The 25,286-nt window shown below is 63.5% G+C and carries 19 protein-coding genes and 1 pseudogene; 9 read left to right on the top strand and 11 right to left on the bottom strand.

The annotated features are described in order from the left end of the window. Positions 1-4: 4 nt before the first annotated feature. Positions 5-3,688, top strand: coding sequence for a transporter substrate-binding domain-containing protein (locus KI243_RS09390; RefSeq protein ID WP_212810721.1), 3,684 nt, complete (start codon positions 5-7; stop codon positions 3,686-3,688). 144 nt (positions 3,689-3,832) lie between these two features. Continuing rightward, the gene (locus KI243_RS09385) at positions 3,833-6,781 is read left to right on the top strand and encodes an HD domain-containing phosphohydrolase (RefSeq protein WP_177118921.1); all 2,949 of its coding nucleotides are present in this window, start codon (positions 3,833-3,835) and stop codon (positions 6,779-6,781) included. A gap of 7 nt (positions 6,782-6,788) precedes the next feature. Here the strand turns inward: KI243_RS09385 and KI243_RS09380 are convergent, their stop codons facing one another. Both KI243_RS09380 and KI243_RS09375 read right to left on the bottom strand, forming a co-directional pair. Next, the gene (locus KI243_RS09380) at positions 6,789-7,271 is read right to left on the bottom strand and encodes a GAF domain-containing protein (protein ID WP_017125882.1); all 483 of its coding nucleotides are present in this window, start codon (positions 7,269-7,271) and stop codon (positions 6,789-6,791) included. Further along, on the bottom strand, positions 7,268-8,158 hold the full coding sequence (locus tag KI243_RS09375) for an ATP-binding protein (RefSeq protein ID WP_042935253.1): 891 nt from the start codon (positions 8,156-8,158) through the stop codon (positions 7,268-7,270). The genes KI243_RS09380 and KI243_RS09375 overlap by 4 nt, the downstream gene beginning before the upstream one ends. 175 nt (positions 8,159-8,333) lie before the next feature. Here KI243_RS09375 and KI243_RS09370 point away from each other — a divergent pair, with 175 nt between their 5' ends. Beyond that, positions 8,334-10,652 (top strand): response regulator, encoded by a 2,319-nt coding sequence (locus KI243_RS09370; protein ID WP_017125880.1) that lies wholly within the window; start codon positions 8,334-8,336, stop codon positions 10,650-10,652. Here KI243_RS09370 and KI243_RS09365 read toward each other — a convergent pair. The 3 genes from KI243_RS09365 to msrB form a co-directional block, all read right to left on the bottom strand. Further along, a complete protein-coding gene (locus KI243_RS09365; RefSeq protein WP_212810720.1) occupies positions 10,639-11,097 on the bottom strand; it encodes a MarR family transcriptional regulator in 459 nt (152 codons plus the stop codon). The two genes, KI243_RS09370 and KI243_RS09365, sit on opposite strands and share 14 nt — an antisense overlap. Then, positions 11,094-11,579 carry a glutathione peroxidase gene (locus tag KI243_RS09360; RefSeq protein WP_017125878.1) on the bottom strand — a complete coding sequence of 162 codons (486 nt, stop codon included), beginning with the start codon at positions 11,577-11,579 and terminating at the stop codon, positions 11,094-11,096. The genes KI243_RS09365 and KI243_RS09360 overlap by 4 nt, the downstream gene beginning before the upstream one ends. A gap of 134 nt (positions 11,580-11,713) precedes the next feature. Beyond that, the gene (gene msrB, locus KI243_RS09355) at positions 11,714-12,109 is read right to left on the bottom strand and encodes a peptide-methionine (R)-S-oxide reductase MsrB (RefSeq protein ID WP_017125877.1); all 396 of its coding nucleotides are present in this window, start codon (positions 12,107-12,109) and stop codon (positions 11,714-11,716) included. 223 nt (positions 12,110-12,332) lie between these two features. Here msrB and KI243_RS09350 point away from each other — a divergent pair, with 223 nt between their 5' ends. Beyond that, entirely contained in the window at positions 12,333-13,544 is a 1,212-nt protein-coding gene (locus KI243_RS09350) for a pyridoxal phosphate-dependent aminotransferase (protein WP_017125876.1), read from the top strand. Between the two features lie 318 nt (positions 13,545-13,862). Continuing rightward, positions 13,863-14,750 carry a protease HtpX gene (gene htpX / locus KI243_RS09345; RefSeq protein WP_017125875.1) on the top strand — a complete coding sequence of 296 codons (888 nt, stop codon included), beginning with the start codon at positions 13,863-13,865 and terminating at the stop codon, positions 14,748-14,750. A 235-nt stretch (positions 14,751-14,985) separates the two neighbouring features. Here the strand turns inward: htpX and KI243_RS09340 are convergent, their stop codons facing one another. Continuing rightward, positions 14,986-15,645, bottom strand: coding sequence for a thiopurine S-methyltransferase (locus KI243_RS09340; protein WP_212810719.1), 660 nt, complete (start codon positions 15,643-15,645; stop codon positions 14,986-14,988). A gap of 104 nt (positions 15,646-15,749) precedes the next feature. Between KI243_RS09340 and KI243_RS09335 the strand changes: the two genes are divergently transcribed. Further along, positions 15,750-16,517 (top strand): class III extradiol ring-cleavage dioxygenase, encoded by a 768-nt coding sequence (locus tag KI243_RS09335; protein WP_177107434.1) that lies wholly within the window; start codon positions 15,750-15,752, stop codon positions 16,515-16,517. Between the two features lie 219 nt (positions 16,518-16,736). On the opposite strand, the pseudogene KI243_RS09330 reads toward KI243_RS09335, so the two are convergent. Next, positions 16,737-18,444: pseudogene (locus KI243_RS09330) on the bottom strand (DEAD/DEAH box helicase). Between the two features lie 375 nt (positions 18,445-18,819). Here KI243_RS09330 and KI243_RS09325 point away from each other — a divergent pair. Beyond that, entirely contained in the window at positions 18,820-19,611 is a 792-nt protein-coding gene (locus tag KI243_RS09325) for a crotonase/enoyl-CoA hydratase family protein (RefSeq protein WP_212810718.1), read from the top strand. 3 nt (positions 19,612-19,614) lie between these two features. On the opposite strand, the gene KI243_RS09320 is transcribed toward KI243_RS09325, so the two are convergent. Next, positions 19,615-20,370, bottom strand: coding sequence for a spermidine synthase (locus KI243_RS09320; RefSeq protein ID WP_017125870.1), 756 nt, complete (start codon positions 20,368-20,370; stop codon positions 19,615-19,617). 155 nt (positions 20,371-20,525) lie between these two features. On the opposite strand from KI243_RS09320, the gene KI243_RS09315 reads away from it, so the two are divergent. Continuing rightward, the gene (locus tag KI243_RS09315; protein ID WP_017125869.1) at positions 20,526-21,872 is read left to right on the top strand and encodes a 3-deoxy-7-phosphoheptulonate synthase class II; all 1,347 of its coding nucleotides are present in this window, start codon (positions 20,526-20,528) and stop codon (positions 21,870-21,872) included. Between the two features lie 128 nt (positions 21,873-22,000). Here KI243_RS09315 and KI243_RS09310 read toward each other — a convergent pair whose 3' ends face one another. Beyond that, on the bottom strand, positions 22,001-23,212 hold the full coding sequence (locus KI243_RS09310) for a winged helix-turn-helix domain-containing protein (RefSeq protein WP_017125868.1): 1,212 nt from the start codon (positions 23,210-23,212) through the stop codon (positions 22,001-22,003). Between the two features lie 58 nt (positions 23,213-23,270). Next, positions 23,271-23,498, bottom strand: coding sequence for a DUF1127 domain-containing protein (locus tag KI243_RS09305; protein ID WP_042935266.1), 228 nt, complete (start codon positions 23,496-23,498; stop codon positions 23,271-23,273). 98 nt (positions 23,499-23,596) lie between these two features. On the opposite strand from KI243_RS09305, the gene KI243_RS09300 reads away from it, so the two are divergent. Then, positions 23,597-24,451, top strand: a complete 855-nt coding sequence (locus KI243_RS09300; RefSeq protein ID WP_177116420.1) for a LysR family transcriptional regulator — start codon at positions 23,597-23,599, stop codon at positions 24,449-24,451. Here the strand turns inward: KI243_RS09300 and KI243_RS09295 are convergent. Next, positions 24,441-25,190, bottom strand: a complete 750-nt coding sequence (locus tag KI243_RS09295) for a sulfite exporter TauE/SafE family protein (protein WP_017125865.1) — start codon at positions 25,188-25,190, stop codon at positions 24,441-24,443. The genes KI243_RS09300 and KI243_RS09295 overlap by 11 nt on opposite strands. Between the last annotated feature and the right edge of the window lie 96 nt (positions 25,191-25,286).

Below are 25,286 nucleotides of genomic sequence, written 5' to 3'. Positions count from 1 at the left end.
ACGGATGCCCACGCGCTTAAAGGATTATCTGGCAATCATCACGGGAATGTTCCTGTGCCTGTCAGCGCTTGCAGAAACCGGCGATGTCACCCACTTCGCCCTGCTCAGCCGTTCGAGCAGCGGCCACCTCGAGGTACGGTTCGACAAGGAACAACGCCGCTGGATCGAGGACCACCGCACGCTGGTGCTGGGCACCTCGGCCCCGGACTATCCGCCGTTCGACATGACGGTCAGCGGGCGTGACTACGAGGGCATCACGGCGGACTACGCAGGTATTCTCGCCAGGGCCATGGGCCTGCCCGTCAAGGTACAGAGCTTTGCAACCCGCGAAGCGGCAATCCAGGCCCTCGAGGACGGCAAGATCGACCTGCTCGGGAGTGCCAATGGCTTCGAAGCCGTCAACAAGAACATCGCACTGTCCATCCCCTATGCCGTCGACCAGCCGGTACTGGTCACCCGCGAGGGCGAGACCCGCTCACTGACCGACGGCCTGGCCGGCATGCGCCTGAGCATGGTCTACCACTACCTGCCGCTGGATGAGATCAAGACGCTGTATCCCGACGCGATCATCCAGTTCTACCCCTCCTACCTGAATGCCATCAATGCGGTTGCCTTCGATCAGGCCGATGTCTTCCTGGGCGATACCATTTCCACCCACTACCTGATCAACAAGGGCTACCTGCGCAATGTGAAAATGGCCAATTTCGGCAAGCACGAGGCCTACGGCTTCAGTTTTGCCGTACGGGGCGACAACCCGCTGCTGCTGGGCATCCTCAACAGCATCCTGCAGGCCATCCCCACCGGCGAGCGCGAGAGCATCGCCCAACGCTGGAGCGCTGGCAGCGATATCCTGCTGACCGACCACAAGCTGCAGCTGACCAACCGCGAGGAACAGTGGCTCAAGGCCAATCCGCTGGTGCGGGTGGTGGTCAACGAGGCCCTCGCGCCCGTTACCTTCTTCGATGCCGATGGCAACTTTCGCGGGGTGACGGCCGACCTGCTGGAACTGATCCGCCTGCGCACCGGCTTGCGCTTCGAAATACAGAAGTCCCGCAGCCTGGACGACATGATCGGCCGCATCGGCAGCGGCAAGGCCGACGTCATTGCCGCCATCAGCCCGACCAATACGCGGGAAAACCTCCTGCACTTCAGCCGCCCCTACATGGAGAACTCCTTCGTCCTGCTCACGGCGAAAGGCAAGGACAGCCCCGGCAACCTCGACCAGATGCAGGGCAAGCGCCTGGCCATCACCCGCGGCAATCCGCTGACCGACTACCTGCGCAACGACTTCCCGCAGATCCGCCTGGTGGAAACCGATGACAGCCTCAAGGCGGTCGAACTGCTCGCCCAGGGTCAGGTGGAAGGCGCGGTGGGCTCGCTGGTGATCGCCAATTACCTGATTGCCTCGCAGGTGTTCGAAGACAAGCTGCAGATCAGCGCCACCATCGGCACCCAGCAGGCGGTCTTCGCCCTGGCCACCGCACGCGGCGCCACCGAACTGGGCTCGATCCTGGACAAGGCACTGCTGAGCATCGCGCCTGACGAACTGGGCATCGTCAACAGCCGCTGGCGCGGCTACACGCCGGCTTCCGACAGCTACTGGCGCAACTATCATCGCCTGATCATCCAGGTCGTCATCGGCGCCAGCGTGCTGTTGCTGCTGTCGCTGACCTGGAACGCCTACATGCGCCGCCAGATCCGTCAGCGCCAACTGGCGGAGCGGGCCCTGAGCGACCAGTTCGAATTCATGCGGGCCCTGGTCAATGGCACCCCGCACCCGATCTACGTGCGTGACCGCCAGGGCCTGCTGCAGACCTGCAACGACAGCTACCTGGAGGCATTCTCGGCGAAGCTCGAAGATGTCGTCGGCAAAAGCGTGCAGGACGGCGCGCGGGCCCTTGGCAACGAGCAGGAGGCCGACGAGTACCAGGCCGACTACCTGCGGGTCATCGACGAAGGCACGCCGCTGATCTGTGATCGCACCCTGCACATTGGCGGGCGGGAACTGGCCATCTACCACTGGATCCTGCCCTACCGCAACTCCCTGGGCGACGTGCAGGGGATCATCGGCGGCTGGATCGATATCAGCGAACGACGCCAGTTGTTCGAGGAACTGCGCTCGGCCAAGGAACAGGCGGACGACGCCAACCGGGCCAAGAGCACCTTCCTGGCAACCATGAGCCATGAGATACGCACGCCGATGAATGCGGTGATCGGCATGCTCGAACTGACCCTCAGGCGCGCGGACCAGGGCCATCTCGACCGCCCCGCCATCGAGGTCGCCTACAACTCGGCCAAGGACCTGCTGGAACTGATCGGCGACATCCTCGATATCGCCCGCATCGAATCCGGCCGCCTCAGCCTGTCCCCGGAACGCGTCAACCTGACCGAACTGGTGGACTCGGTCGCCCGTGTGTTCGATGGCCTGGCCCGACAGAAAAGCCTGAGCCTGGTGATGCTGGCGCCGACACAGAACCGCCCGTGCGACGTGCTGGTCGATCCGCTGCGCTTCAAGCAGATCCTGTCCAACCTGATCAGCAACGCGATCAAGTTCACCGAGCAGGGACAGATCAGCATCGGCCTGAACATCCAGCCTGCCGCGGATCCGCAACAGGTCGACGTGCAACTGCGGGTCGAAGACACCGGCATCGGCATCAGCCACGCCGACCAGGTGCGTCTGTTCCAGCCGTTTGCCCAGGCCGACAACTCCGGGCACCTGGCCCGCAGCGGTGCCGGGCTGGGCCTGGTGATCTGTCGCAGTCTCTGTGAAATGATGGGCGGCACCCTGACCCTCTCCAGCGTCCCCGGCCAGGGCACCCAGGTCACGGTGTCACTCAAGCTCGGCTGCCTGGAGCCGATCCAGGGCGTGATCGAGCGTGAGCCGGAGATCCCCCCGGCCCTGCATGAACTGAATGTGCTGGTAGTCGACGATCATCCTGCCAATCGCTTGTTGATGTGCCAGCAACTGGGCTTTCTCGGGCATCGATTCAGCACCGAGCAGAACGGTGCGACCGGCTTGCAGGCCTGGAAGGACGGACACTTCGACCTGGTCATCGTCGACTGCAACATGCCCGTGATGAACGGTTACGAGCTGACTCGTCGCCTGCGTGAACACGAGGCCGCACAGGCCCGGCCACGTTGCACGGTGCTCGGCTTCACCGCCAACGCCCAGCCGGAAGAACGCACCCGCTGCCTGCAGGCCGGGATGGATGATTGCCTGTTCAAGCCGATCAGCCTGACCGCACTGAACAAGAAGCTGGTCGACCTGCGCCCGCTGCCCTTCGATCCCCCCTTCAGCATCGAAGGCCTGAACGCCCTGACCGGCGGCGAACCGCTGCTGGTGCGACGGCTGATGGACGAATTGCTCAACAGTTGCCGCAACGATCGCGACGAATTGATCGCACTGCCGCTGCAGTCCGGCCCCGGCGCGTTCATGGACATGGCCCACAAGATCAGGGGCGCGGCCCGGATCATCCAGGCCCGGACCCTGGTCGAGCGTTGTGAACACCTGGAGAAAGCCTGCGAGCAGAATGTTTCCGCGAATGTGATCGACAACGCCAGGGCCGCGATCCTCGAAGCCATGTCAGCCCTGGAGGCTGCCTTGCAACAGCACCTGGCCCGACTGCCGGAAAAAAATCCCGGCCAGGAGAGTTCCCCCCACCAGACAAAACCCTCTGAAATGGAGTAAAAAACACCCAGGGCGGAGCATTGTCCGTGCACAGTCCCCCCCTCTCGGCAGGACCCACGACAAACGAGACCGCCCGATCTTCGGCGAACCGTTGCCCGCCTGGACGCTGAGCAAGTGCACCGCATCACCAAGGAGACAGTTGCGATGCCCAGTTCAATGCCCGCCCCCAGGCGCCGGTTCCCCCTGCACATCCACATCAGCATCCTGTTCACCTGCCTGCTCTTGCTCACCGGCGCACTGCTGGGGGTGTTCAACTACCAGCAAACCACCCGCATCATCCTTTCCAGCAGCGACAAACTCTTCGGCAGGATCCAGGACGACGTCCAGCTGGACCTGCAAAACACCTACCAGCCGATTCGCCACCTGCTGAGCCTGCTGGCCATCGACAGCCGCAACCAGGCCTCCGACCTGCAACAGCGCCTGGCCTTGCTCAAGCCGTTCACCCAGGCCCTCAATGACAATCCCGACCTCGCCTCGCTGTACCTGGGTTACACCAGCGGCGACTTTTTCATGGTCCGGCCATTGCGCGATCCGCTCCTGCGCGCCTACGTCAAGGCCCCGGACACGGCGGCCTTCCAGGTCTGGAGCATCGAACGCAATACCACGGACGGCAGCCTGCAATCGCAGTCGCTGTTCTACGACGCCAACCTCGCCCTGATCAGCCGCCAGGAAAATCCCGAGGAAATCTACGATCCCCGTACCCGCTCCTGGTTCGACAGCGCCCTGGAGGGCGAAGGCCAGATCACCACCGAGCCCTATGTGTTTTTCTCGACGCACAACGTCGGTACCACCCTTGCCCGACGCAGCGCCTCGACCGTGGTGGTGGCCGCGGACCTGACCCTGGCGGAGTTGTCCGCGACCCTGGGCAAGCACAAGGTCACCCCCGACACCGAAATCGTCCTGTTCGATGACCAGGACAACGCGGTGGCCTACCCCGACTACAACCGCCTGACCCACCAGGGCGGCAGTCAACTGGCGAAAGTCGCGGACCTGAGCCCGGTGTTGCAGCGTTTCATGGATCCGGCGACCCGACCCGGCAATCACTTCAGCACCCTGGACCGACGCTGGATCGTGGCTCGCAGCAATCTCTCGGAGGGTGGTCCCAGCGGCCTGCACCTGGCCCTGCTGGTCCCGGAAGACCAACTGCTCGAAGACGCCTACCGGATCCGCTGGCAAGGGGCACTGCTGACCCTGGCCACGCTCCTGCTGTGCCTGCCACTGGGCTGGTTGACCTCCAGACTCCTGGTCAAGCCCCTGCGGGCGCTGGTGCGGGAGGCCGATGCGATCCGCAGCTTCGATTTCAACTACCCCGCCACTCCGAACTCGCCGGTCCTGGAAGTCGACCAACTGACGGTGTCGATGACCCGCATGAAAGGCACCCTGGCCAGTTTTTTCGAGATATCCGCCAGCCTCTCGGCGGAAACCCGCTTCGAACAGTTGTTGCAGCGTGTGCTCAACGAAACCATGAAGATCGGCCAGGCCCGCGCGGGCCTGTTGTACCTGCTCAACGCGGAGAACCAGCGACTCGAGCCGCAGGGCCTGATCATCGATGGCGAGCAGCACGACCCGCGGCACTTCGCCATTCGCAGCGATGCCGTGGCGGATACCCGACGCGAAGCCTGGCTGAGTCGACTCGACAACCACGACAGCACCGTCGCGACCCTGGGCTTCGAGCAGGCCGCCGACCTGCAGAAGGTAATGCTCGCCCTGGAAGCGCCGAGCGTCCACCTGATCGGCGTTCGCCTGCACAATCGCCACGGTGAAACCGTCGGGGTCCTGGCCTTGCTGCTGCCCGACAGCGGCACCGAGGCCGACCTGGAAAACCTCAGGCCCGACCGGATCGCCTTTATCAGCGCCGTCTCGGGCGCGGCGGCGGCCTGTATCGAGAGCCAGCACCTGCAGGTGCGGCAGAAACAACTGCTCGACGCGTTCATCCAGTTGCTCGCGGGGGCCATCGACGCCAAGAGTCCCTACACCGGCGGTCATTGCCAGCGTGTGCCGGTCCTGACCCTGATGCTGGCCGAAGCCGCCGCGGCCAGCGAACAGGCGCCGTTCAAGGACTACCAGCCCTCGCCGGACGAGTGGGAGGCGCTGCATGTGGCGTCCTGGCTGCACGATTGCGGCAAGGTCACCACGCCGGAGTACGTGGTCGACAAGGCCACCAAGCTGGAAACCCTCTACGACCGCATCCACGAAATACGCACCCGTTTCGAAGTGCTCAAGCGCGACGCCTGGATCGACTACTGGCAGGCCCGGGCAAACGGCGGCGACGAACAGGCCCTCGCCACCACCCGCGATGCCAGCCTGAGCAGCCTGGATGCCGACTTTGCCTTTGTCGCCCGCTGCAACCTGGGTGGCGAGGCCATGGCCGAGGCCGACCTGGAACGCCTGCGCGGCATCGCCCGACGTACCTGGACACGGACCCTGGACGATCGCCTGGGCGTGTCCTGGGAAGAAAACCGGCGCCAGGAAAACAGTCCCGCCGCGCCCTTGCCCGCCATCGAGCAGCTGCTGGCCGACAAGCCCGAGCACCTGTTCGAACGCAGCGCCGCCGAACAGATGCCCGCCGACAACCCCTGGGGTTTCCAGCTGGATGTACCGGCCCACAAGTTCAACCGCGGCGAGCTGTACAACCTGAGCATCCCCCGCGGCACCCTGACCCGCGAGGAGCGCTATATCGTCAACCATCACATGGTGCAGACCATCATGATGCTCAGCCACCTGCCCTTTCCCCGCCACCTGTCCACGGTCGCGGAAATCGCCGGCGGCCATCACGAGAAGATGGACGGCAGCGGTTATCCGAAACGCTTGAGGCGCGAGCAGATGAGCCTGCCGGCGAGAATGATGGCGATTGCCGATATCTTCGAGGCACTGACCGCGGCGGACCGTCCCTACAAGAAGGCCAAGCCGCTGAGCGAGGCACTGGGCATCATGGCCGGCATGTGCCGCGATGCCCATATCGATCCGGAACTGTTCGAGCTGTTCATGCGCGAGGAAATCTACCTGCAGTACGCCAACCGCTACCTGCAACCCCAGCAGATCGATGAAATCGATGTCCCGGGGTTGCTGGCCAAGGCCGGGCTCACGGCATGAGCGCGGTTCAGCAGTCGGTCAGGCGCAGGAAAATCGCCGCCAGTCCTTCGATGCCCGCCTGATCTTCCGGGGTGAAGCGGGCCAGGCGCGGGCTGTCGAGGTCGAGCACGCCGATCAGCTTGCCGTCCTTGACCAGCGGCACCACCAGTTCGCTGTTCGACGCGCTGTCACAGGCGATATGCCCGGCGAACGCGTGCACGTCCTCGACCCGCTGGGTCTGCAGGCTGGCCGCCGCCGCGCCGCAGACGCCACGACCGAAGGGAATCCGCACGCAGGCGATCTGCCCCTGGAACGGCCCGAGCACCAGTTCCTCGTTGCGATTGAGGTAGAAACCGGCCCAGTTCAGGTCGTCCAGCTGGTTGAACAGGAACGCCGAGAACTGCGCCGCGTTGGCGATGAAATCGCGCTCGTCCGCCAGCAACGACTCCAGTTGCGCACAGAGCAGCCCGTAGCCGTCCAGACCCGCGCCGGCCTTTTGCAAATCGATCATGGTGCCTGCTCCAGCAATTTCAATCCGACCCAGTAACGCGCAAACTGATAGGCGCAACGACCGTTGCGGTTGCCGCGCCCGGTGGCCCAGCGCACCGCCTGGATGTCCAGTTCCTCGTCACGCTGCCACTTCAGCCCGGCCTTGAGCGCCAGTTCGCCGATCCAGTGCTCGACCACACTGAGGAAATGCTCTTGGGTGAACGGGTAGAACGACAGCCACAGGCCGAACCGGTCGGAGAGCGCGATCTTGTCCTCGACCGCTTCGCTGGGGTGCAGCTCGCCGTCGACCCGCTTCCAGTTCTCGTTGTCGCTTTCCTTCTCCGGGACCAGGTGCCGGCGGTTCGATGTGGCGTACAGCAGCACATTGTCCGGGGCCTGCTCCAGCGAGCCGTCGAGCACGCTCTTGAGCACCCGGTAGTCGCCTTCGCCGGACTCGAACGAGAGGTCGTCGCAGAACAGCACGAAACGCTGTGGCAACTTCATCAGTTGTTCCACCACCCGCGGCAGGTCCGCCAGGTGATCGCGCTCGATCTCGATCAGGCGCAGGCCGGCACCGGCATGTTCTGCCAGCAAGGCGCGGACCAGCGATGACTTGCCAGTGCCCCGCGAGCCCCAGAGCAGCGCATGGTTGGCCGGCAGGCCGTCAATGAACTGCCGGGTGTTGCGGGCCAGTTGCTCGCGTTGCTTGTCGACACCGATCAGGTCGGACAGGCGCATGTCCAGGCTGACCTCCAGCGGCAACAGGTAGCCAGTACGGCCTTCACGCTGCCAGCGGGCCGCCAGGCAACGATCCCAGTCGATCACCTGGCGCGTGGCGGGCAGCAGGGGTTCCAGGCGGGAGAGAAACGCATCGGCGCGTTCCAGAAAGGCATTCAATCGAGCATCCACGACTTTTCCTCAGGCAAGTTCACACTCATGATGTCGCGTCGGCGCCCTCGGGCGCGTCAAAACAACCAGCAATCTCGGTCGACAATGTTTCGGGGCGCCATCACCACCTGCCGGTGACCCCGAAGGATCAGCTATGCTTGCCCGGCGAAGGGAAACGAACGTGGTACACCACCCCATGGATATAAAATTCACCCAGCGCTTGTCCTACAAGCAGGCCCGGTTGACCGTGCTGGTCGGGTTTATCCTGGGGACACTGCTCAGCCTGGTACAGATCGGCCTCGATTATGCCAGCGAAAACGCCTCCATCAATCGTGAAATCCTTTCGCTGCTGGAAATCAGCCACAACCCGGCCTCCAGAATCGCCTACAACATCGATGCCGAACTGGCCCAGGAACTGACCCTCGGCCTGTTGCGTTCGCCGGCCGTGCTGCGGGCGCAGTTGATCGACAACAACAAATCGGTGCTGGCCAGCGTCGAGCGCCCCCGCCAGAGCGGCAACTACCGGATGATCAGCGATTATCTGTTCGGCGCCGACCGGCAATTCGAGGACCGGCTGTTTCTCAGCCACCTGCCGAACGAATCCCTCGGTATCCTGCACCTGGATGTCGACACCTACACCTTTGGCATCCGTTTCCTCAAGCGGGCCGAAGTCACCCTGCTCAACGGCTTCGCCCGCAGTCTGATCCTGACCGGCATCCTCCTCGGACTGTTCTACGTGATGCTGACCAAGCCGCTGGTGCGGGTCATCCGCGCGCTGAGCAACACTCAACCGGGAACCGCCCGGCAATCGCGGCTGGAGTTTCCCCCCGGTCATGAGAACGATGAGATCGGCGTCCTGGTCAAGGTCGCCAACCAGCAGTTCGACACCATGGCCACCGAGATCCAGCAACGACGCAATGCCGAGAACCGCCTGACCGATTACCTCGGGCAACTGGAAAACATCGTCTCGGCCCGTACCACCGAGCTCAAGGCGATCAATGCCCGCCTGAGCCAGTCCAACGAAGAGCTGGAAGTCGCCCGCAGCACCGCCCTCAACATGGCGCAGGCACGTTCGGCGTTCCTCGCCAACATGAGCCACGAGATCCGCACGCCCCTGAACGGCCTGCTGGGCATGATCGCGCTGTCCCTCGACAGCTCGCTGAATGCCGAGCAACGCCAGCAGTTGTCGATTGCCCATGACTCCGGAAAAGTCCTGGTGGAACTGCTCAACGATATCCTCGATCTGTCGAAGTTCGACGCCGGGCAACTGGAACTGGAGAAAATCCCCTTCGACCTCGGCGCGCTGGTCGAGGACACCGCCAACCTGCTCTCGCAAAATGCCGCCCCGAGCGTCGAACTGGCCTGCCTGATCGACCCGCAGTTCCCGGCCCTGGTACTGGGCGACCCGACCCGGGTGCGGCAGATCGTCAGCAACCTGTTGTCCAACGCGCTGAAGTTCACCCGTTTCGGCCGCGTCGATGTGCGCCTGTCAGCCCGTGACGGCGGCGTACGGATCGAGGTCTGCGACACCGGCATCGGGATCGCCCAGGAAGCCCAGGCGAAGATTTTCCAGCCCTTCACCCAGGCCGGCGCCGGTATCACCCGCCAGTACGGCGGCACCGGGCTGGGGCTGACCCTGACCCATAACCTCTGCGAAGCCATGAAGGGCCGCCTGACCATCAACTCCGAAGTCGGCTTCGGCAGCCAGTTCTGCGCCGAACTGCCGTTGCCCAGCCATACACCGGCCGCCACGCCCAAGCAGCTCAAGGGCAAGATCATCGCCGTCAGCTCACCGGCCAGCGGCCTGAGCGAGTTGCTCGGCAACCAGTTGCCGGCCTGGGGCCTGGATTACCAGCGCTACGGACTCGACGACAGCCTCGCCGGCCTGCAGGCCGACCTGCTGATTACCGATTGCCCGGAATGCCTGTTCGGGCTGCGCCCGGCCATCACCGCACCGATCCTGCTGGTGACCGCCTACGGCAACTTCATGCCCAGCGAACAGGCCGCCGCCCTGGCCCCCTTGCAACAGCAGGCCCGCCCCCTCGCGCGCAACGCGCTGTATCAGATCCTGCAACGCACCCTGCAGGCGGACGATCCGACCGACCAGGCGGTGCAGGCCCAGGTCAACCAGCCACAACGCCGCGGGCGCATCCTGCTGGTGGAGGACAATCCGGTCAATCAACTGGTAGCCAAGGGCATGCTCGGCAAGCTGGGCTGCGAAGTGACCGTCGCCGCCCATGGCGGCGAGGCCCTCAGCCAGTTGGAGCACAAGGATTTCGACATGGTGCTGATGGACTGCAACATGCCGGTCATGGACGGTTACGAGGCCAGCCGGCAGATCCGCCGCAGCGGACGCTGGCCGCATCTGCCGATCGTCGCGCTGACCGCCAACGCCATGCCCGAAGAACGTGAACGCTGCCGCGCGGCGGGCATGAACGACTACCTGGCAAAACCGTTCCGGCGCGAGGAGTTGATGGCGCTGCTGGAACTCTGGGTCCCGCCTACGGCTCCCTGATATACGCCAGCAACTGATCGAGGCCGTCACGCAGTTCATCGAGCCGACCCAGGTCGACACCGCTGTCACAGAGCAGGCGCGCCTTGAGCGGTGCAACCTGCTCGCGCAGGGCCACGCCGGATGCCGTCAGGCTCAGGTGCACTTCACGTTCATCGCGGGGCGAACGCTGGCGCTGCACGAACCGCACCTGCTCCAGGCGCTTGAGCAACGGCGTGAGCGTCCCCGAGTCGAGCAACAGGCGCTCGCCCAGGGCCTTGACCGTGGGCTGCTCCGGCGCGGCTTCGTGCCATTCCCACAGCACCAGCATCACCAGGTACTGTGGATAAGTCAGGCCCAACTGCTCGAGCATGGGCTTGTAACCCCGGATAACCGCCCGCGAAGCCGCATACAGCTTGAAGCACAACTGACGATCGAGACATAGGGAATCGAGGGACAGGTCATTCATTTGAGCAGGGCTTCAATCTCGCGGGTCAGGTCCTCGGGTTTGGTCAGCGGGGCAAAACGCTTCACCAGCTTGCCGTCCTTGCCGATCAGGAACTTGGTGAAGTTCCATTTGATGCGCTCGGAACCCAGCAGGCCCGGGGCGTCTTTCTTCAGTTGCACGAACAACGGGTGAGCGCCGTCGCCATTGACCTCGATCTTCTTGAACAGCGGGAAGCTGACGCCGTAGTTCAGCTCGCAGAACTCGGAAATCGCGCCTTCGTTGCCCGGCTCCTGCTTGCCGAACTGGTTGCAGGGAAAACCGAGAACCACCAGGCCCTGGTCCTTGTAGTTCTGCCAGAGCTGTTCAAGGCCCTTGTATTGCGGGGTGAAACCGCACTTGCTGGCGGTGTTGACCACCAGTACGGCCTTGCCGGCGAAATCGCCGAGGGTCTTTTGCTCACCCTTGATGGTGGTGCACGGGATGTTCAGCAGGTTTGCGCTCATGACAGTTCCTCCATTGAATGCCAGATAAAATAGCGAGCAATTGAATTGTACACAATTCAATTTCCCGGACTGATGCCACGCCATATCGCCATTTGATAACACCGCCCCCGCGGGGGCGGTGCCTGTGGCAGGACTCAGCCCCGGGGGACCAGGTCCAGGCACACGGAGTTGATGCAGTAACGCAGGCCGGTCGGCGGCGGACCGTCCGGGAACACATGGCCCAGGTGTGCATCGCACCTGGCGCAGACCACCTCGGTGCGAATCATGCCGTGGCTGATGTCACGGATCTCGACCATCGCGCTCTCGCCGATCGGTTCGTAGAAACTCGGCCAGCCGCAACCCGAATCGAATTTCGACTTCGAGTCGAACAGCGGCGCGTTGCAACAGATGCAATGATAGACACCATCTGTCTTGGTGCCATTGTACTTGCCCGAAAACGGCCGCTCCGTGCCCTTCAGGCGACAGACGTTGTACTGCTCCGGATCGAGCATGGCGCGCCACTCTTCCAGGGTTTTCTCAAGCTTTTCCATCGTTACACCTCGGCGACTGAAAAACCCCGATCTGTATCTTTTCCGCGGATCGGGTGGCACGTATGATTGCGCCTCGTTGAACGCCAGTCTGGCACCCGCGCCAGGCGCATTCAAATCGGATTTTCCGAGCGCTGGCCAGGGACCACGGGACGCGCTGAAAACGCAGTATTGCCAGGGCGCTCAGCGAGTCGCCCGGATCGTCCATTTTCGGGATCAAATCGCCATGCAGGTCAGCAAATCGAACAAGCTCGCCAACGTCTGTTATGACATTCGCGGCCCGGTGCTCAAGCACGCCAAACGCCTGGAAGAGGAAGGCCATCGCATCCTCAAGCTGAACATCGGCAACCCGGCGCCCTTTGGTTTCGAAGCGCCGGACGAAATTCTCCAGGACGTGATCCGCAACCTGCCGACCGCACAGGGCTACAGCGACTCCAAGGGCCTGTTCAGCGCCCGCAAGGCGGTCATGCAGTATTACCAGCAGAAGCAGGTCGAAGGTGTCGGCATCGAGGACATCTACCTGGGCAACGGCGTCTCCGAACTGATCGTGATGTCGATGCAGGCGCTGCTCAACAACGGCGACGAAGTGCTGGTCCCGGCACCGGACTACCCGCTGTGGACCGCCGCCGTCACCCTTTCCGGCGGCAACCCGGTGCACTACCTGTGCGACGAACAGGCCAACTGGTGGCCCGACCTGGCCGACATCAAGGCCAAGATCACCCCGAACACCAAGGCCCTGGTGATCATCAACCCGAACAACCCGACCGGCGCGGTGTATTCGAAGGAAGTGCTGCTGGGCATGCTGGAACTGGCCCGCCAGCACAACCTGGTGGTGTTTTCCGATGAGATCTACGACAAGATCCTCTACGACGACGCCGTGCACATCTGCACCGCCTCGCTGGCCCCGGACCTGCTGTGCCTGACCTTCAACGGCCTGTCCAAGTCCTACCGGGTCGCGGGTTTCCGCTCCGGCTGGGTGGCGATTTCCGGTCCCAAGCACAATGCCCAGAGCTACATCGAGGGCATCGACATGCTGGCGAACATGCGCCTGTGCGCCAACGTGCCGAGCCAGCACGCGATCCAGACCGCCCTCGGCGGCTACCAGAGCATCAACGACTTGGTGCTGCCGCCCGGCCGCCTGCTGGAACAGCGCAACCGCACCTGGGAACTGCTCAACGACATTCCCGGTGTCAGTTGCGTGAAGCCCATGGGCGCGCTGTATGCCTTCCCGCGGATCGATCCGAAGGTCTGCCCGATCCACAACGACGAGAAATTCGTGCTGGACCTGCTGCTCTCGGAGAAGCTGCTGATCGTCCAGGGCACCGCGTTCAACTGGCCGTGGCCGGATCACTTCCGCGTCGTCACCCTGCCACGGGTCGACGACCTGGAACAGGCCATCGGTCGCATCGGCAACTTCCTGAAATCCTACCGCCAGTAATCTCCTACAGCCCGCTGCGACTCCAAGAAAGAGTTGCAGCGTGGCCCCCCTCTCATCGGCTGTTTTTTGTATGCGCGTGCGTCACTCATCGAACTGTCCCGCAGGGAGCTGTCAAAGGCTCTGCGGCGCGGTTTCTGAAGTGACTGGAGGCGCTGCTGCAAGAAAAAATCGGCTTCCGCGCTTCGGAAATGACTGGCAGGATTCTAGAATCGAGCTGTAGGACACAGTTTGAAATAGTCACCCGGTTGAATAGGCGGTAGCGGCACCTTATATACCCCGCATGACGCTACATCTTTAGATGAGGAGAAACTTTCAACCATGATGCGCATCCTGCTGTTCTTGGCCACTAACCTGGCGGTCGTGCTGATTGCCAGCATCACCCTGAGCCTTTTCGGCTTCAACGGGTTCATGGCGGCCAACGGGGTTGATCTCAACCTCAATCAGCTGCTGATCTTCTGTGCGGTCTTTGGTTTCGCCGGCTCGCTGTTCTCGCTGTTCATCTCCAAGTGGATGGCGAAGATGAGCACCAGTACCCAAATCATCACCCAGCCACGCACCCGCCACGAACAATGGCTGCTGCAGACCGTCGAGCAACTGTCTCGCGAAGCCGGGATCAAGATGCCGGAAGTCGGTATCTTCCCCGCCTACGAGGCGAACGCCTTCGCCACCGGCTGGAACAAGAACGATGCCCTGGTTGCCGTCAGCCAGGGCCTGCTGGAGCGCTTTTCGCCCGATGAAGTGAAGGCCGTGCTGGCCCACGAGATCGGCCACGTGGCCAATGGCGACATGGTCACCCTGGCGCTGGTGCAAGGCGTGGTGAACACCTTCGTGATGTTCTTCGCGCGGATCATCGGCAACTTCGTCGACAAGGTCATCTTCAAGAACGAAGAAGGCCAGGGTATCGCCTACTACGTGGCGACCATCTTCGCCGAACTGGTCCTGGGCTTCCTGGCCAGCGCCATCGTCATGTGGTTCTCGCGCAAACGCGAATTCCGCGCCGACGAAGCCGGTGCCAGCCTGGCCGGTACCGCCGCGATGATCAGCGCCCTGCAGCGCCTGCGTTCCGAACAGGGCCTGCCGGTGCACATGCCCGACACCCTGAACGCCTTCGGCATCAACGGCGGCCTGAAGCAGGGCCTGGCGAAGATGTTCATGAGCCACCCGCCGCTGGAAGAGCGCATCGACGCCCTGCGTCGTCGCGGCTGACCTGACCCTGCCCCCAAGGCAGGCTATGTGGGGGCAGGATTGTGTGGGAGCAAGCTCTTTTGGGAGCGGCCCTTGTGGGAGCGGACCCTTGTGGGAGCGGGCTTGCCCGCGAAGGCGTCATCAAGAGCGCCAAAAGCTTCGCGGGCAAGCCCGCTCCCACACAAACCCTCCCACACAAGCCCCCCACATAAAGCCCACACAGCCTCAACACCCACCAGCTACCAACCCACCATCCTCAAGCAATCTTCTCCAGCCGGTACACCCGCTCTTCCAGCCGTGTGACACCCGCCTGGAGAAACTTCCAGCTCTCGCCGAGCACATCCCGCTCCTCCTCCATGCGCAATTGCCACTGCGGCTCCAGCAGACGCCGGACCTCACCATCGAGTACCGCGAACGGCGGGCCGTCGATCTGCGCCTGATCGTAATCAAGGGTGATCAGCAAACCCTGGCAGCCACCCGGCAGGATCCGTGTCAGATGCGCCGTGTAACGCTCGCGCATCTCCAGCGGCAAGGCGATCAGCGCCGCACGATCATAAAGCGCCGTGCAGTCGGCGACGTCCGCCGCGGTCAGGGCGAAGAAATCCCCGCACCAGAGCTCCAGCGGCCCGGCCTCGTAGATCCGCAAGGCACCGTGCTCGCGCACCTGCGGCTTGAGCTGCTGCTCGGCAAAAAAGGCCTCCACGGCCTTCTCCGACAGTTCCACGCCCAGCACCCGCAGCCCCTGGGCCGCCAACCAGGCGAGGTCGAGGCTCTTGCCACAGAGCGGCACCAGCACCCGCGCCTCGGGCTCCAGCGCCAGGTCCGGCCAGAAGCGTTGCAGACAGGGATTGACCTGATCCAGATGAAAACCGATCTGGTTGAACTCCCAGCGTTTGTGCCAAAACTCGGGCTGCATGATTGACCTCAGGAAATTCGATTAAAACCTATCAAAACTTATATTAGATTTAGATCAATGATCTGACCGAAGATGATCTCATCTTAACGCTCAGGACCTTTATTATGCTCCCCAGCCTGTTTATCTCACACGGCTCGCCGATGCTGGCGCTGCAACCCGGTGCCAGTGGCCCGGCGCTGGCCCGGCTGGCCGCCGAACTGCCACGCCCGAAAGCCATCGTGATCGTCTCGGCCCACTGGGAAAGCCAGGAGTTGCTGGTCAGCAGCAACCCGCACCCGGAAACCTGGCACGACTTCGGCGGCTTCCCCCGCGAACTGTTCGCCGTGCAATACCCGGCGCCGGGCGAACCGCAACTGGCCGCCGAGGTGGCCCAGCGGTTGACGGCCAGCGGCCTGCCCGCCCGCCTGGATAACAACCGGCCGTTCGACCACGGCGTCTGGGTGCCGCTGTCGCTGATGTATCCACAAGCCGATATCCCGGTGGTCCAGGTCTCCCTGCCCAGCCGCCAGGGTCCTGCGTTGCAGACCAGGGTCGGACAGGCCCTGCGCAGCCTGCGGGACCAGGACATCCTGCTGATCGGTTCCGGCAGCATCACCCACAATCTCGGCGAACTGGACTGGCATGCCGGCCCGGAAACCATCGAGCCATGGGCCAAGGCGTTTCGCGACTGGATGGTCGACAAACTCGCCGCCGATGACGAAGCCGCCCTGCACGACTACCGCAAACAGGCCCCCTACGCGGTGCGCAGCCACCCCAGCGACGAGCACCTGCTGCCGCTGTACTTCGCCCGCGGCGCCGGCGACCGGATGAGCATCGCCCATCAGGGTTTCACCATGGGCGCGCTGGGCATGGACATCTATCGCTTCGCCTGACAGCGCTTTTGTGGGGCCGGCTTGCCGGCGATGGCGTCCGTCAGGTCAATGCCAGCCTCGCGGGCCTCATCGCCGGCAAGCCGGCTCCCACAAGGTTCGGGGTAGCGAGATATTTCGCGTTGAAACGTCAATCCTCCAGGAGCAGGCAAAAAAAATCCCCGAACCAGTCGGGGATTTTTTTATCGATCAATCAACGCAACGTCTGTCGACGCCTGTCGATCAATCCTCGCGATAGCGACGCAGCTTGAGCTGCTTGCCGGCAACGCGGGTGTCCTTCAGCTTGGTCAGCAGACGCTCCAGACCATCTTCCGGCAGTTCCACCAGGCTGAAGCTGTCGCGCACCTGGATGCGACCGATCGCTTCACGAGCCAGGCCACCTTCATTGAGGATGGCGCCCAGCAGGTTCTTGGCGGCGATACCGTCACGCGCGCCCAGCGCGGTACGGCAGCGGGCACGGCCTTCGGCCAGCGGGATCGGGGCACGACGCTCGCGATCGCTACGCTCGGGACGGTCGCCCGAACGCTCCGGACGATCGCCACGTGGTGCATTGTTCGGCACCAGTGGACGCTCTTTCTCGATAGCGGCCAGGTTCAGCGCTTGACCGTTGGTCGCCTTGCGCAGCAGGGCCGCGGCCAGGGCACGCGGGCTGCAACCGATATCGGCGGTCAGGCGATCGAGCAGATCACCGTGGGTCGATTCGGCATCGGCCACCAGTGGCGACAGGCTGTTGGTCAGCTTCTTGATGCGCGCATCGAGAACGGCCTGGGCATCCGGCAGGCGGACTTCGGCAACTTTCTGACCGGTCACACGCTCGATCACTTGCAGCATGCGGCGCTCGCGTGGAGTCACCAGCAGCAGGGCACGACCTTCGCGACCGGCACGGCCGGTACGGCCGATACGGTGAACGTAGGATTCCGGATCGTACGGCATGTCCACGTTGAATACGTGGGTGATGCGCGGAACGTCCAGGCCACGAGCAGCCACGTCGGTTGCCACAACGATGTCCAGGCGGCCATCCTTGAGGGAATCGATCACGCGCTCACGCTGGTTCTGGGCGATGTCGCCGTTCAGCGCGGCGGCCTTGTAGCCTTTGGCTTCCAGGGCGCTGGCCAGGTCCAGGGTCGCTTGCTTGGTGCGCACGAACATGATCAGGGCATCGAAGTCCTCGACTTCCAGCAGGCTCAGCACGGCCGAGGTCTTCTGGTCGGCGTGAACCAGCAGGTGGGCCTGCTCGATCGCGGTGACGGTCTGGGTCTTGCTCTGGATCTTCACGTGCTTCGGATCGCGCAGGTGGCGCTCGGCGATGGCACGGATCGATTGCGGCAGGGTGGCCGAGAACAGGACGGTCTGGCGGCTTTCCGGCATGGCCTTGAAGATGACTTCCAGGTCATCCATGAAGCCCAGCTTGAGCATTTCGTCGGCTTCGTCGAGAACCAGGTGGTTCACGGTCGCCAGGACTTTTTCGTCGCGACGCAGGTGGTCGCACAGACGGCCCGGGGTGGCGACAACGATCTGCGCGCCATTCCGGATTGCTTTCAATTGTGGGCCCATCGGCGCGCCGCCGTAGACAGCCACAACAGTCACGCCCGGCATCTGCTTGGCGTAGGTTTCGAAAGCGGTTGCAACTTGCAGCGCCAACTCACGGGTTGGGGCCAGGATCAGAGCTTGCGGCTCGCGCTTGGACGGATCGATGCGGTGAAGGATAGGCAGGGCGAAAGCGGCCGTTTTACCGGTACCGGTTTGTGCCTGACCAATCATGTCGTGACCGGCAAGGATGATCGGAATTGACTGCTGCTGAATGGCCGAAGGCTCTTCATAGCCGGTAGCGACTACTGCAGCGACAATATTGGGATGAAGTTCAAGAGCGGCGAAGCCGCCGATTTCCTGGGTCATGGGTCTGCCTCTAAGTGCATCCGCAAAGACCCATGCTCCAAAGCTGCACATGCCGTGTAAGACTCTGAGAGTCACCCTGGCAGCTTTGTCGGCGGGGATTTGCGAAAACGATTGAATGAAAGAATCGTCAAGGATAGTCCGCAGGGCGAACAGCAGCCGAAGCTGGCTTCGGGGAATTGCATTACCTAAACGCGGCCCGGTTAAAGGCCGGCGCGCACTATACCGGAATTGGCGAAAAAAGGGAGATTTATTTATCGGCAAAAGCCGGTAGACGCCCGTCTGTTTCAGGCTTTGCGGATCGGCGGCCAAAGCGTTATTTTCTACGGGCGTGCTTTGGTGCTTAAACGGTTCACCCATCAGGTCGGCTACGCCGGCCCGCGGCTTCGCTCCCCTACCCAGGAACTGCCCCATGAATCAGCCCGCCGCCAGTCGTGTCAGTCGTGAACAACGTGGTCATGTCCTGCTGCTCGGCCTGGACCGGGTCGCCAAGCGCAATGCCTTCGACCTCGACCTGCTCGACGAACTGAGCCTGGCCTATGGCGAGTTCGAGCGCGACGAACAGTCGCGGGTCGCCGTGGTCTTCAGCCATGGCGAACACTTCACCGCCGGCCTGGACCTGGCCAAGGTCGGCGCGACCATGGCCGAAGGCTGGAAGATACCGACCGGCGGTTGTGATCCCTGGGGCGTATTTGCCGGCCCCCGGGTCAGCAAACCGGTCATCGTCGCGGCGCAGGGCTACTGCCTGACCATCGGCATAGAGCTGATGCTCGCCGCGGATATCAACCTGTGCGCCAGCAACACCCGGTTTGCCCAGATGGAAGTGCAACGCGGGATCTTTCCCTTCGGCGGCGCGACCCTGCGTTTCCAGCAGATCGCCGGCTGGGGCAACGCGATGCGCTGGCTGCTGACCGGCGACGAGTTCGACGCCCACGAGGCGCTGCGCCTCGGGCTGGTGCAGGAAGTGATGGCCAGCGAAGACTTGCTGCCAAGAGCCCTGCAACTGGCCGAACGCATCGCGCGACAGGCGCCGCTGGGTGTCCAGGCGACACTGACCTCGGCGCGCCAGGCCCGCTACGAAGGGGAGACGGCCGCGGCGGCGAGCCTGCCGGCGCTGGTCAAGAAACTGCTGACCAGCGAGGACGCCGCGGAAGGCGTGCGCGCCATGCTGGAAAAACGCCCCGGCGAATTCAAGGGGCGCTGAACCTCAGGTCGCCGGGCGGATATCCCTGATCAACGACTGCAACGAGTAGCCCAGGCGCGGCGCCAGCTCATCGGCGCGACCGATCAGGGCGTCGCGGTCCAGCACCTGGTCCAGGTCCGCCGGGACGATCAGGATGACATTGCCCTCCTTCACCGGCAGTTCCCAGTAATGCCGGTGGTACAACCCGCGCAGCAGCGCCGCGCCCAGGGGCTTGCCATCGTCGGTGGCCCACTGGTTGATCACCAGCCAGCCGCCGGGATTGAGCTTCTTCTGGCAGTTCTCCAGGAAGGTCCAGGCCAGATGCCCCACCCCCGGGCCGACATCGGTATAGAGGTCGACGAAGATCAGGTCCGCCGACTCCGCGGTCTCCAGCAGTTCCAGGGCATCGCCGACCCGGATGTAAAGCCGCGGGTCGTCGTCCAGCCCCAGGTACTCGATGGCCAGGCGCGGTACGTCCGGGCGCAGTTCGATGGCCTCGACATCTTCCAGCGGCAGGAACTTCAGGCAGGCCTGGGTCAGTGTCCCGGCCCCCAGCCCGAGGAACAGCGCGCTCTCGGGCAACTCGTGGCACAGCGCGCCGATGAGCATGGCCCGGGTATAGTCATATTCCAGCCAACTGGGATCAGCGGTGAACACGCAGCTCTGCTCGATCGCATCGCCAAATTCGAGAAAGCGGTAGTCGTCCACTTCCAGCACGCGAATCATGCCGAAGTCGTCGTGCACTTCAGCCAGCAGACGCTCGACGCGCTCCTCAGACATTTCATCTCCTTGCCGCGAGCGGCCCCTGCCGTCGCGATGAATCAAGCCGCTCGGCTACGAGCGGGAAAGCGCCGATTGTCGGCCAAGCCACGGGAGCAGGTCACGTACTAATTGCTGCTAACATGGGACTCCGACCGTCAACACTAGAGTTCATGATGAGCCACCCCTGGAGCCCTGACAGCTGGCGCGCCCTGCCGATCCAGCAACAACCTCATTACCCGGACGCCGCCCACCTGCTGCGCGTCGAGCAAAGCCTGGCCAGCTACCCGCCCCTGGTGTTTGCCGGCGAAGCCCGCGAACTGCGCCGGCAGTTCGCCGAAGTGACCCAGGGCCGGGCCTTCCTGCTCCAGGGCGGCGACTGCGCGGAGAGTTTCGCGGAGTTCTCGGCCGCCAAGATCCGCGACACCTTCAAGGTGCTGCTGCAGATGGCCATTGTCATGACCTTCGCCGCCGGCTGCCCGGTGGTCAAGGTCGGACGCATGGCCGGCCAGTTCGCCAAGCCGCGCTCGGCCAACGACGAAACCATCAACGGCGTGACCCTCCCGGCCTATCGTGGCGATATCGTCAACGGCATCGGCTTCGATGAAAAAAGCCGCGTGCCCGACCCGGACCGCCTGCTGCAGTCCTATCACCAGGCCACCGCCACCCTGAACCTGCTGCGCGCCTTTGCCCAGGGCGGCTTCGCCGACCTGCACCAGGTACACAAATGGAACCTGGACTTTATCGCCAACTCGGCCCTGGCCGAGAAATACAGCCAGCTGGCCGACCGCATCGATGAAACCCTGGCGTTCATGCGCGCCTGCGGCATGGACAGCTCACCGCAACTGCGCGAGACCAGTTTTTTCACCGCCCATGAAGCGCTGCTGCTGAACTACGAAGAAGCCTTTGTCCGCCGCGACAGCCTGACCAACGACTACTACGACTGCTCGGCCCATATGCTGTGGATCGGCGACCGTACCCGCCAGCTCGACGGCGCCCACGTCGAGTTCCTGCGCGGGGTGAACAACCCGATCGGGGTCAAGGTCGGCCCGAGCATGAACACCGACGACCTGATCCGCCTGATCGATATTCTCAACCCGGACAACGACCCCGGTCGCCTGAACCTGATCGTGCGCATGGGCGCGAACAAGGTCGGCGATCACCTGCCACAACTGATCCGCGCGGTGGAAAGCGAAGGCAAGAAGGTGCTGTGGAGTTCCGACCCGATGCACGGCAACACCATCAAGGCCAGCAGCGGCTACAAGACCCGCGACTTCGCGCAGATCCTCAGTGAGGTGAAGCAGTTCTTCCAGGTGCACCAGGCCGAAGGCAGTTATGCCGGCGGGATTCATATCGAGATGACCGGGCAGAATGTCACCGAGTGCATCGGCGGCGCGCGGCCGATCACCGAAGATGGCCTGTCGGACCGCTATCACACCCATTGCGATCCGCGGATGAACGCCGATCAGTCGCTGGAGCTGGCGTTCCTGATTGCCGAGACGTTGAAACAGGTGCGGCGCTGATTCAGGCGGTTTTTCGTGGTTCGTCAGACCGCCTTCGCGGGCAAGCCCGGCTCCTGCAGACGACATGAGTCCGCAGGCGTCGGGCCTGCCCGCGAAGAGGCCCTTCCAGACAGCGCCCTACCCGGGATTCACAGCAAGCCGCGCAACCGCTGCGCACTGACCCGCTGGCAGTTGAGCTGAATATCCGGCAACCCCAGCCAGTCGGCCAGTTGCCGCAAACTGACGGCCAGCGCGGCCATCCCCGCCTCATCCAGCCCCTGCTCTTCCTCATGCACGGCATGCACCGCCAGGCGCCCGAGCACCCGCTCCGCACGCAGGTCGACCCGCGCGGCGATGCGTTCGCCATGCAGGAACGGCAGCACGTAGTAGCCATACACCCGCTTGTGCTGCGGCGTATAGATTTCCAGGCGGTAACGGAAGTCGAACAACCGCTCGGTACGACTGCGCTCCCAGATCAGCGAGTCGAACGGCGACAGCAACGCGCTGGCCTCGACCTTGCGCGGCACCTTGATATCCGCCAGGCAGTACACCGGCTGGCGCCAGCCCTGTACCTCGCCCGCCTGCAACTCGCCGGCCTCGAGCAACTCCGCCAGGCGCGCCCGACTGTCGGCCGGGTCCAGGCGGAAGTAATCGCGCAGATCCTTCTCCGTCGCCACCCCGAGGGCCGCCGCGGCCTGGCGCAACAAACCGCGCTGGGCTTCGGCTTCGTCGATCAGCGGCTGCCCGAGCACTGCCGAAGGAATCACCCGCTCCGGCAGGTCATAGAGCCGTTCGAAACCCCGGCGCCCGGCCACCGTCACCTCACCGGCGGCGAACAGCCACTCCAGCGCATGCTTCTCGGCGCTCCAGTCCCACCAGGGCCCGGCCTTTTCCTCACGACTCGACAGGCTGCCGGCCCCCAGCGCACCGCGCTCCTCGACCAGCGCCAGGACCCGGCGAATGGTCGCCTGCTGCTCGCGGCCGAAGCGCGCCATCTGCTGATAGATGCCCTCGCCACGGGAAGCCCGCTCCATGCGCCAGCGCATCAGCGGATACAGCGCCATCGGCAACAGCGAAGCTTCGTGTCCCCAGTATTCGAACAGGGTACGACGCCGACCCTGGCTCCAGGCCGCCTGGTCGAGCAGGTCGGAAGAGTAATTGCCGAGACGGGAAAACAACGGCAGGTAATGGGAACGCACCAGGGCATTGACCGAATCGATCTGCACGACCCCCAGGCGCTCGATCAGGCGATTGACGTGCAACGGCTTGATCGACGCCTGGGCCCTGCGCCCCTGGAACCCCTGGGCGGCCAGCGCCAGGCGCCGGGCTTGCTTCAATGAAAACGACAGGTCTGCGGGCATGCACGCCTCCTTGTGAACCCGCACGCTACCGCAGTCGCCCCCTGCTTGTGTAGTCTCATCAACGGCCCTTGCCCAGCGGATCGTTCCAGAAGTGCTGGTGGGTTTCCCGGTCGACATCGGCGCGGCTGAGGCCCATGTCCTTGAGCGCGTCGTCACTCATCGCCGCGAGCAACTGGCGCTCGCGCGACAGATCGTGCCAACGGACCAGCCGCTGCCACAGGGCCCTTGGCGAAAACCCCGAGTGCGAGGCCGCGCCCACCAGCAGATAACCTTTTTGACCTTTCATCATCTTGCCCTCCAGTTGGGGATGACTAAAGTCTCCGCCCGGGGCTAAGATCAATCCAACGAATGTTTCTTATGCAATACATCTCGGAGATTGATGAGTTGTCCAGCTACCCGAGCATCGATACCGACGTCCTGCGCACCTTTGTCGCGATTGCCGAGCACGGTGGCTTCACCAAGGCCGGCGAACAGGTCAACCGCACGCAATCGGCCGTCAGCATGCAGATGAAGCGCCTGGAAGAAGATGTGGTCCAGCGCCAGTTGTTCGAACGCGATGGGCGCCAGATGCGCCTGACCGCCGAGGGCCAGGTGCTGCTCGGCTATGCCCGGCGCATCCTCAAACTGCAGAGCGAAGTCTTCAATACCCTGCGCGAGCCCCATATGGTCGGCCTGGTACGGATCGGTGTGCCGGATGACTACGTGATGCGCTTCATGCCGGGCATCCTGTCGCGTTTCGCGCAGTTCTATCCGCTGATCCAGCTCGAAGTGAACTGCGAATCCTCCACGCAGTTGCTGCAACGCCAGGACCTGGACCTGACCATCGTCACCCGCAAGCCGGGCAGCGAACTAGGCCAGTTACTGCGCCAGGAACGCCTGGTCTGGGCCGAGGCCCAGAACGCCACGATCCACGAACAGAACCCCTTGCCACTGGCCATGGACGGGATGGACTGCTTCTGTACCCAATGGGCCTGCAACGCCCTCGATGCCCGCGGCCGCGACTATCGCCTGGCCTATGCCTGCCCGAGCCTGTCGACGATCATGGCGGTGGTCAACGCCGGACTGGCGATGACCGCCCAGCTGGAAAGCCTGATCCCCCAGGACTGGCGAATCCTCGGCGAAACCGAAGGCATGCCTCAGTTGCCCCTGCTGAACATCATGCTGATACGCAACCTGAACAAGCCTTCGCCGATCACCGAATGCCTGGCCGAGCACATCGTCGAAGGCTTCAAACCTTGAAGCCGAGCAGCAGCGCGCCGAGCACCAGGTAGGCGCAGAACAGGCCGCGCAGGACTTTCTCGGGCAAGGCGTAGGCCACTTTCACCCCCCAGCTGATACTCAGCAAGCCGCCGATGGCCATGGGGATGCCCATGCGCCAGTCCACCTCGCCATGCACCGCGTAAGTTACCAGGGTGACGCTGGTGCTCGGCAGTGCCAGGGCCAGCGACAGGCCCTGGGCCACCACCTGCGAAGTACCGAAGACACTGGTCAGGAACGGCGTGGCCACCACGGCCCCGCCCACCCCGAACAAGCCGCCCATGGTCCCCGACGCCGCCCCCAGTACCCCCAGCCATGGCCAGGGATAGCGCATGTGCGCCGACACCGGCGACTGTGCCATGAACAGACGCACCAGATAGAAAAGCGCCAGCACCAGGAGAAAACCGACAAAGCCCAGGCGCATGCTGCGCGGATCCAGTCCGACCGCCCAGAGGGCGCCGAACCAGGCAAAGCAGAAACTCATCAATACCAGTGGCAACGCATGGCGCAGCTCGATGCGATTGCGCTGGTTGTAGCGATGCAGCGCCAGCACCACATTCGGCACCACCATCACCAGCGCCGTACCCTGGGCCAACTGCTGGTCGAGGCCGAACAGGATGCCCAGCACCGGAATGGCGATCATGCCGCCCCCGATCCCGAATATCCCGCCCACGCCGCCCATCACGATGCCCAGCACCAGGTACTCAATCCACTCGATCACAGCTGTCTCCCCGCTCAATGCCCTCCATGCTACGCAGTCCGCTCTAGCGCGGAAACGCACAACAACGCACAATGGCTATGCCGATCTCGCACAAGC

The organism is Pseudomonas sp. Ost2 (genome assembly GCF_018326065.1).
Lineage (GTDB): Bacteria > Pseudomonadota > Gammaproteobacteria > Pseudomonadales > Pseudomonadaceae > Aquipseudomonas > Aquipseudomonas gingeri.
Note: the sequence above shows the minus strand (reverse complement) of the source record. Positions and strands in the feature narration are given on the sequence as shown.

Coding starts and splice junctions, on each gene's coding strand:
- KI243_RS09390 (WP_212810721.1), top strand. CDS start 5: ATGCCCACGCGCTTAAAGGATTATCTGGCAATCATCACGGGAATGTTC.
- KI243_RS09385 (WP_177118921.1), top strand. CDS start 3,833: ATGCCCAGTTCAATGCCCGCCCCCAGGCGCCGGTTCCCCCTGCACATC.
- KI243_RS09380 (WP_017125882.1), bottom strand. CDS start 7,271: ATGATCGATTTGCAAAAGGCCGGCGCGGGTCTGGACGGCTACGGGCTG.
- KI243_RS09370 (WP_017125880.1), top strand. CDS start 8,334: ATGGATATAAAATTCACCCAGCGCTTGTCCTACAAGCAGGCCCGGTTG.
- KI243_RS09365 (WP_212810720.1), bottom strand. CDS start 11,097: ATGAATGACCTGTCCCTCGATTCCCTATGTCTCGATCGTCAGTTGTGC.
- KI243_RS09360 (WP_017125878.1), bottom strand. CDS start 11,579: ATGAGCGCAAACCTGCTGAACATCCCGTGCACCACCATCAAGGGTGAG.
- msrB (WP_017125877.1), bottom strand. CDS start 12,109: ATGGAAAAGCTTGAGAAAACCCTGGAAGAGTGGCGCGCCATGCTCGAT.
- KI243_RS09350 (WP_017125876.1), top strand. CDS start 12,333: ATGCAGGTCAGCAAATCGAACAAGCTCGCCAACGTCTGTTATGACATT.
- htpX (WP_017125875.1), top strand. CDS start 13,863: ATGATGCGCATCCTGCTGTTCTTGGCCACTAACCTGGCGGTCGTGCTG.
- KI243_RS09340 (WP_212810719.1), bottom strand. CDS start 15,645: ATGCAGCCCGAGTTTTGGCACAAACGCTGGGAGTTCAACCAGATCGGT.
- KI243_RS09335 (WP_177107434.1), top strand. CDS start 15,750: ATGCTCCCCAGCCTGTTTATCTCACACGGCTCGCCGATGCTGGCGCTG.
- KI243_RS09325 (WP_212810718.1), top strand. CDS start 18,820: ATGAATCAGCCCGCCGCCAGTCGTGTCAGTCGTGAACAACGTGGTCAT.
- KI243_RS09320 (WP_017125870.1), bottom strand. CDS start 20,370: ATGTCTGAGGAGCGCGTCGAGCGTCTGCTGGCTGAAGTGCACGACGAC.
- KI243_RS09315 (WP_017125869.1), top strand. CDS start 20,526: ATGAGCCACCCCTGGAGCCCTGACAGCTGGCGCGCCCTGCCGATCCAG.
- KI243_RS09310 (WP_017125868.1), bottom strand. CDS start 23,212: ATGCCCGCAGACCTGTCGTTTTCATTGAAGCAAGCCCGGCGCCTGGCG.
- KI243_RS09305 (WP_042935266.1), bottom strand. CDS start 23,498: ATGAAAGGTCAAAAAGGTTATCTGCTGGTGGGCGCGGCCTCGCACTCG.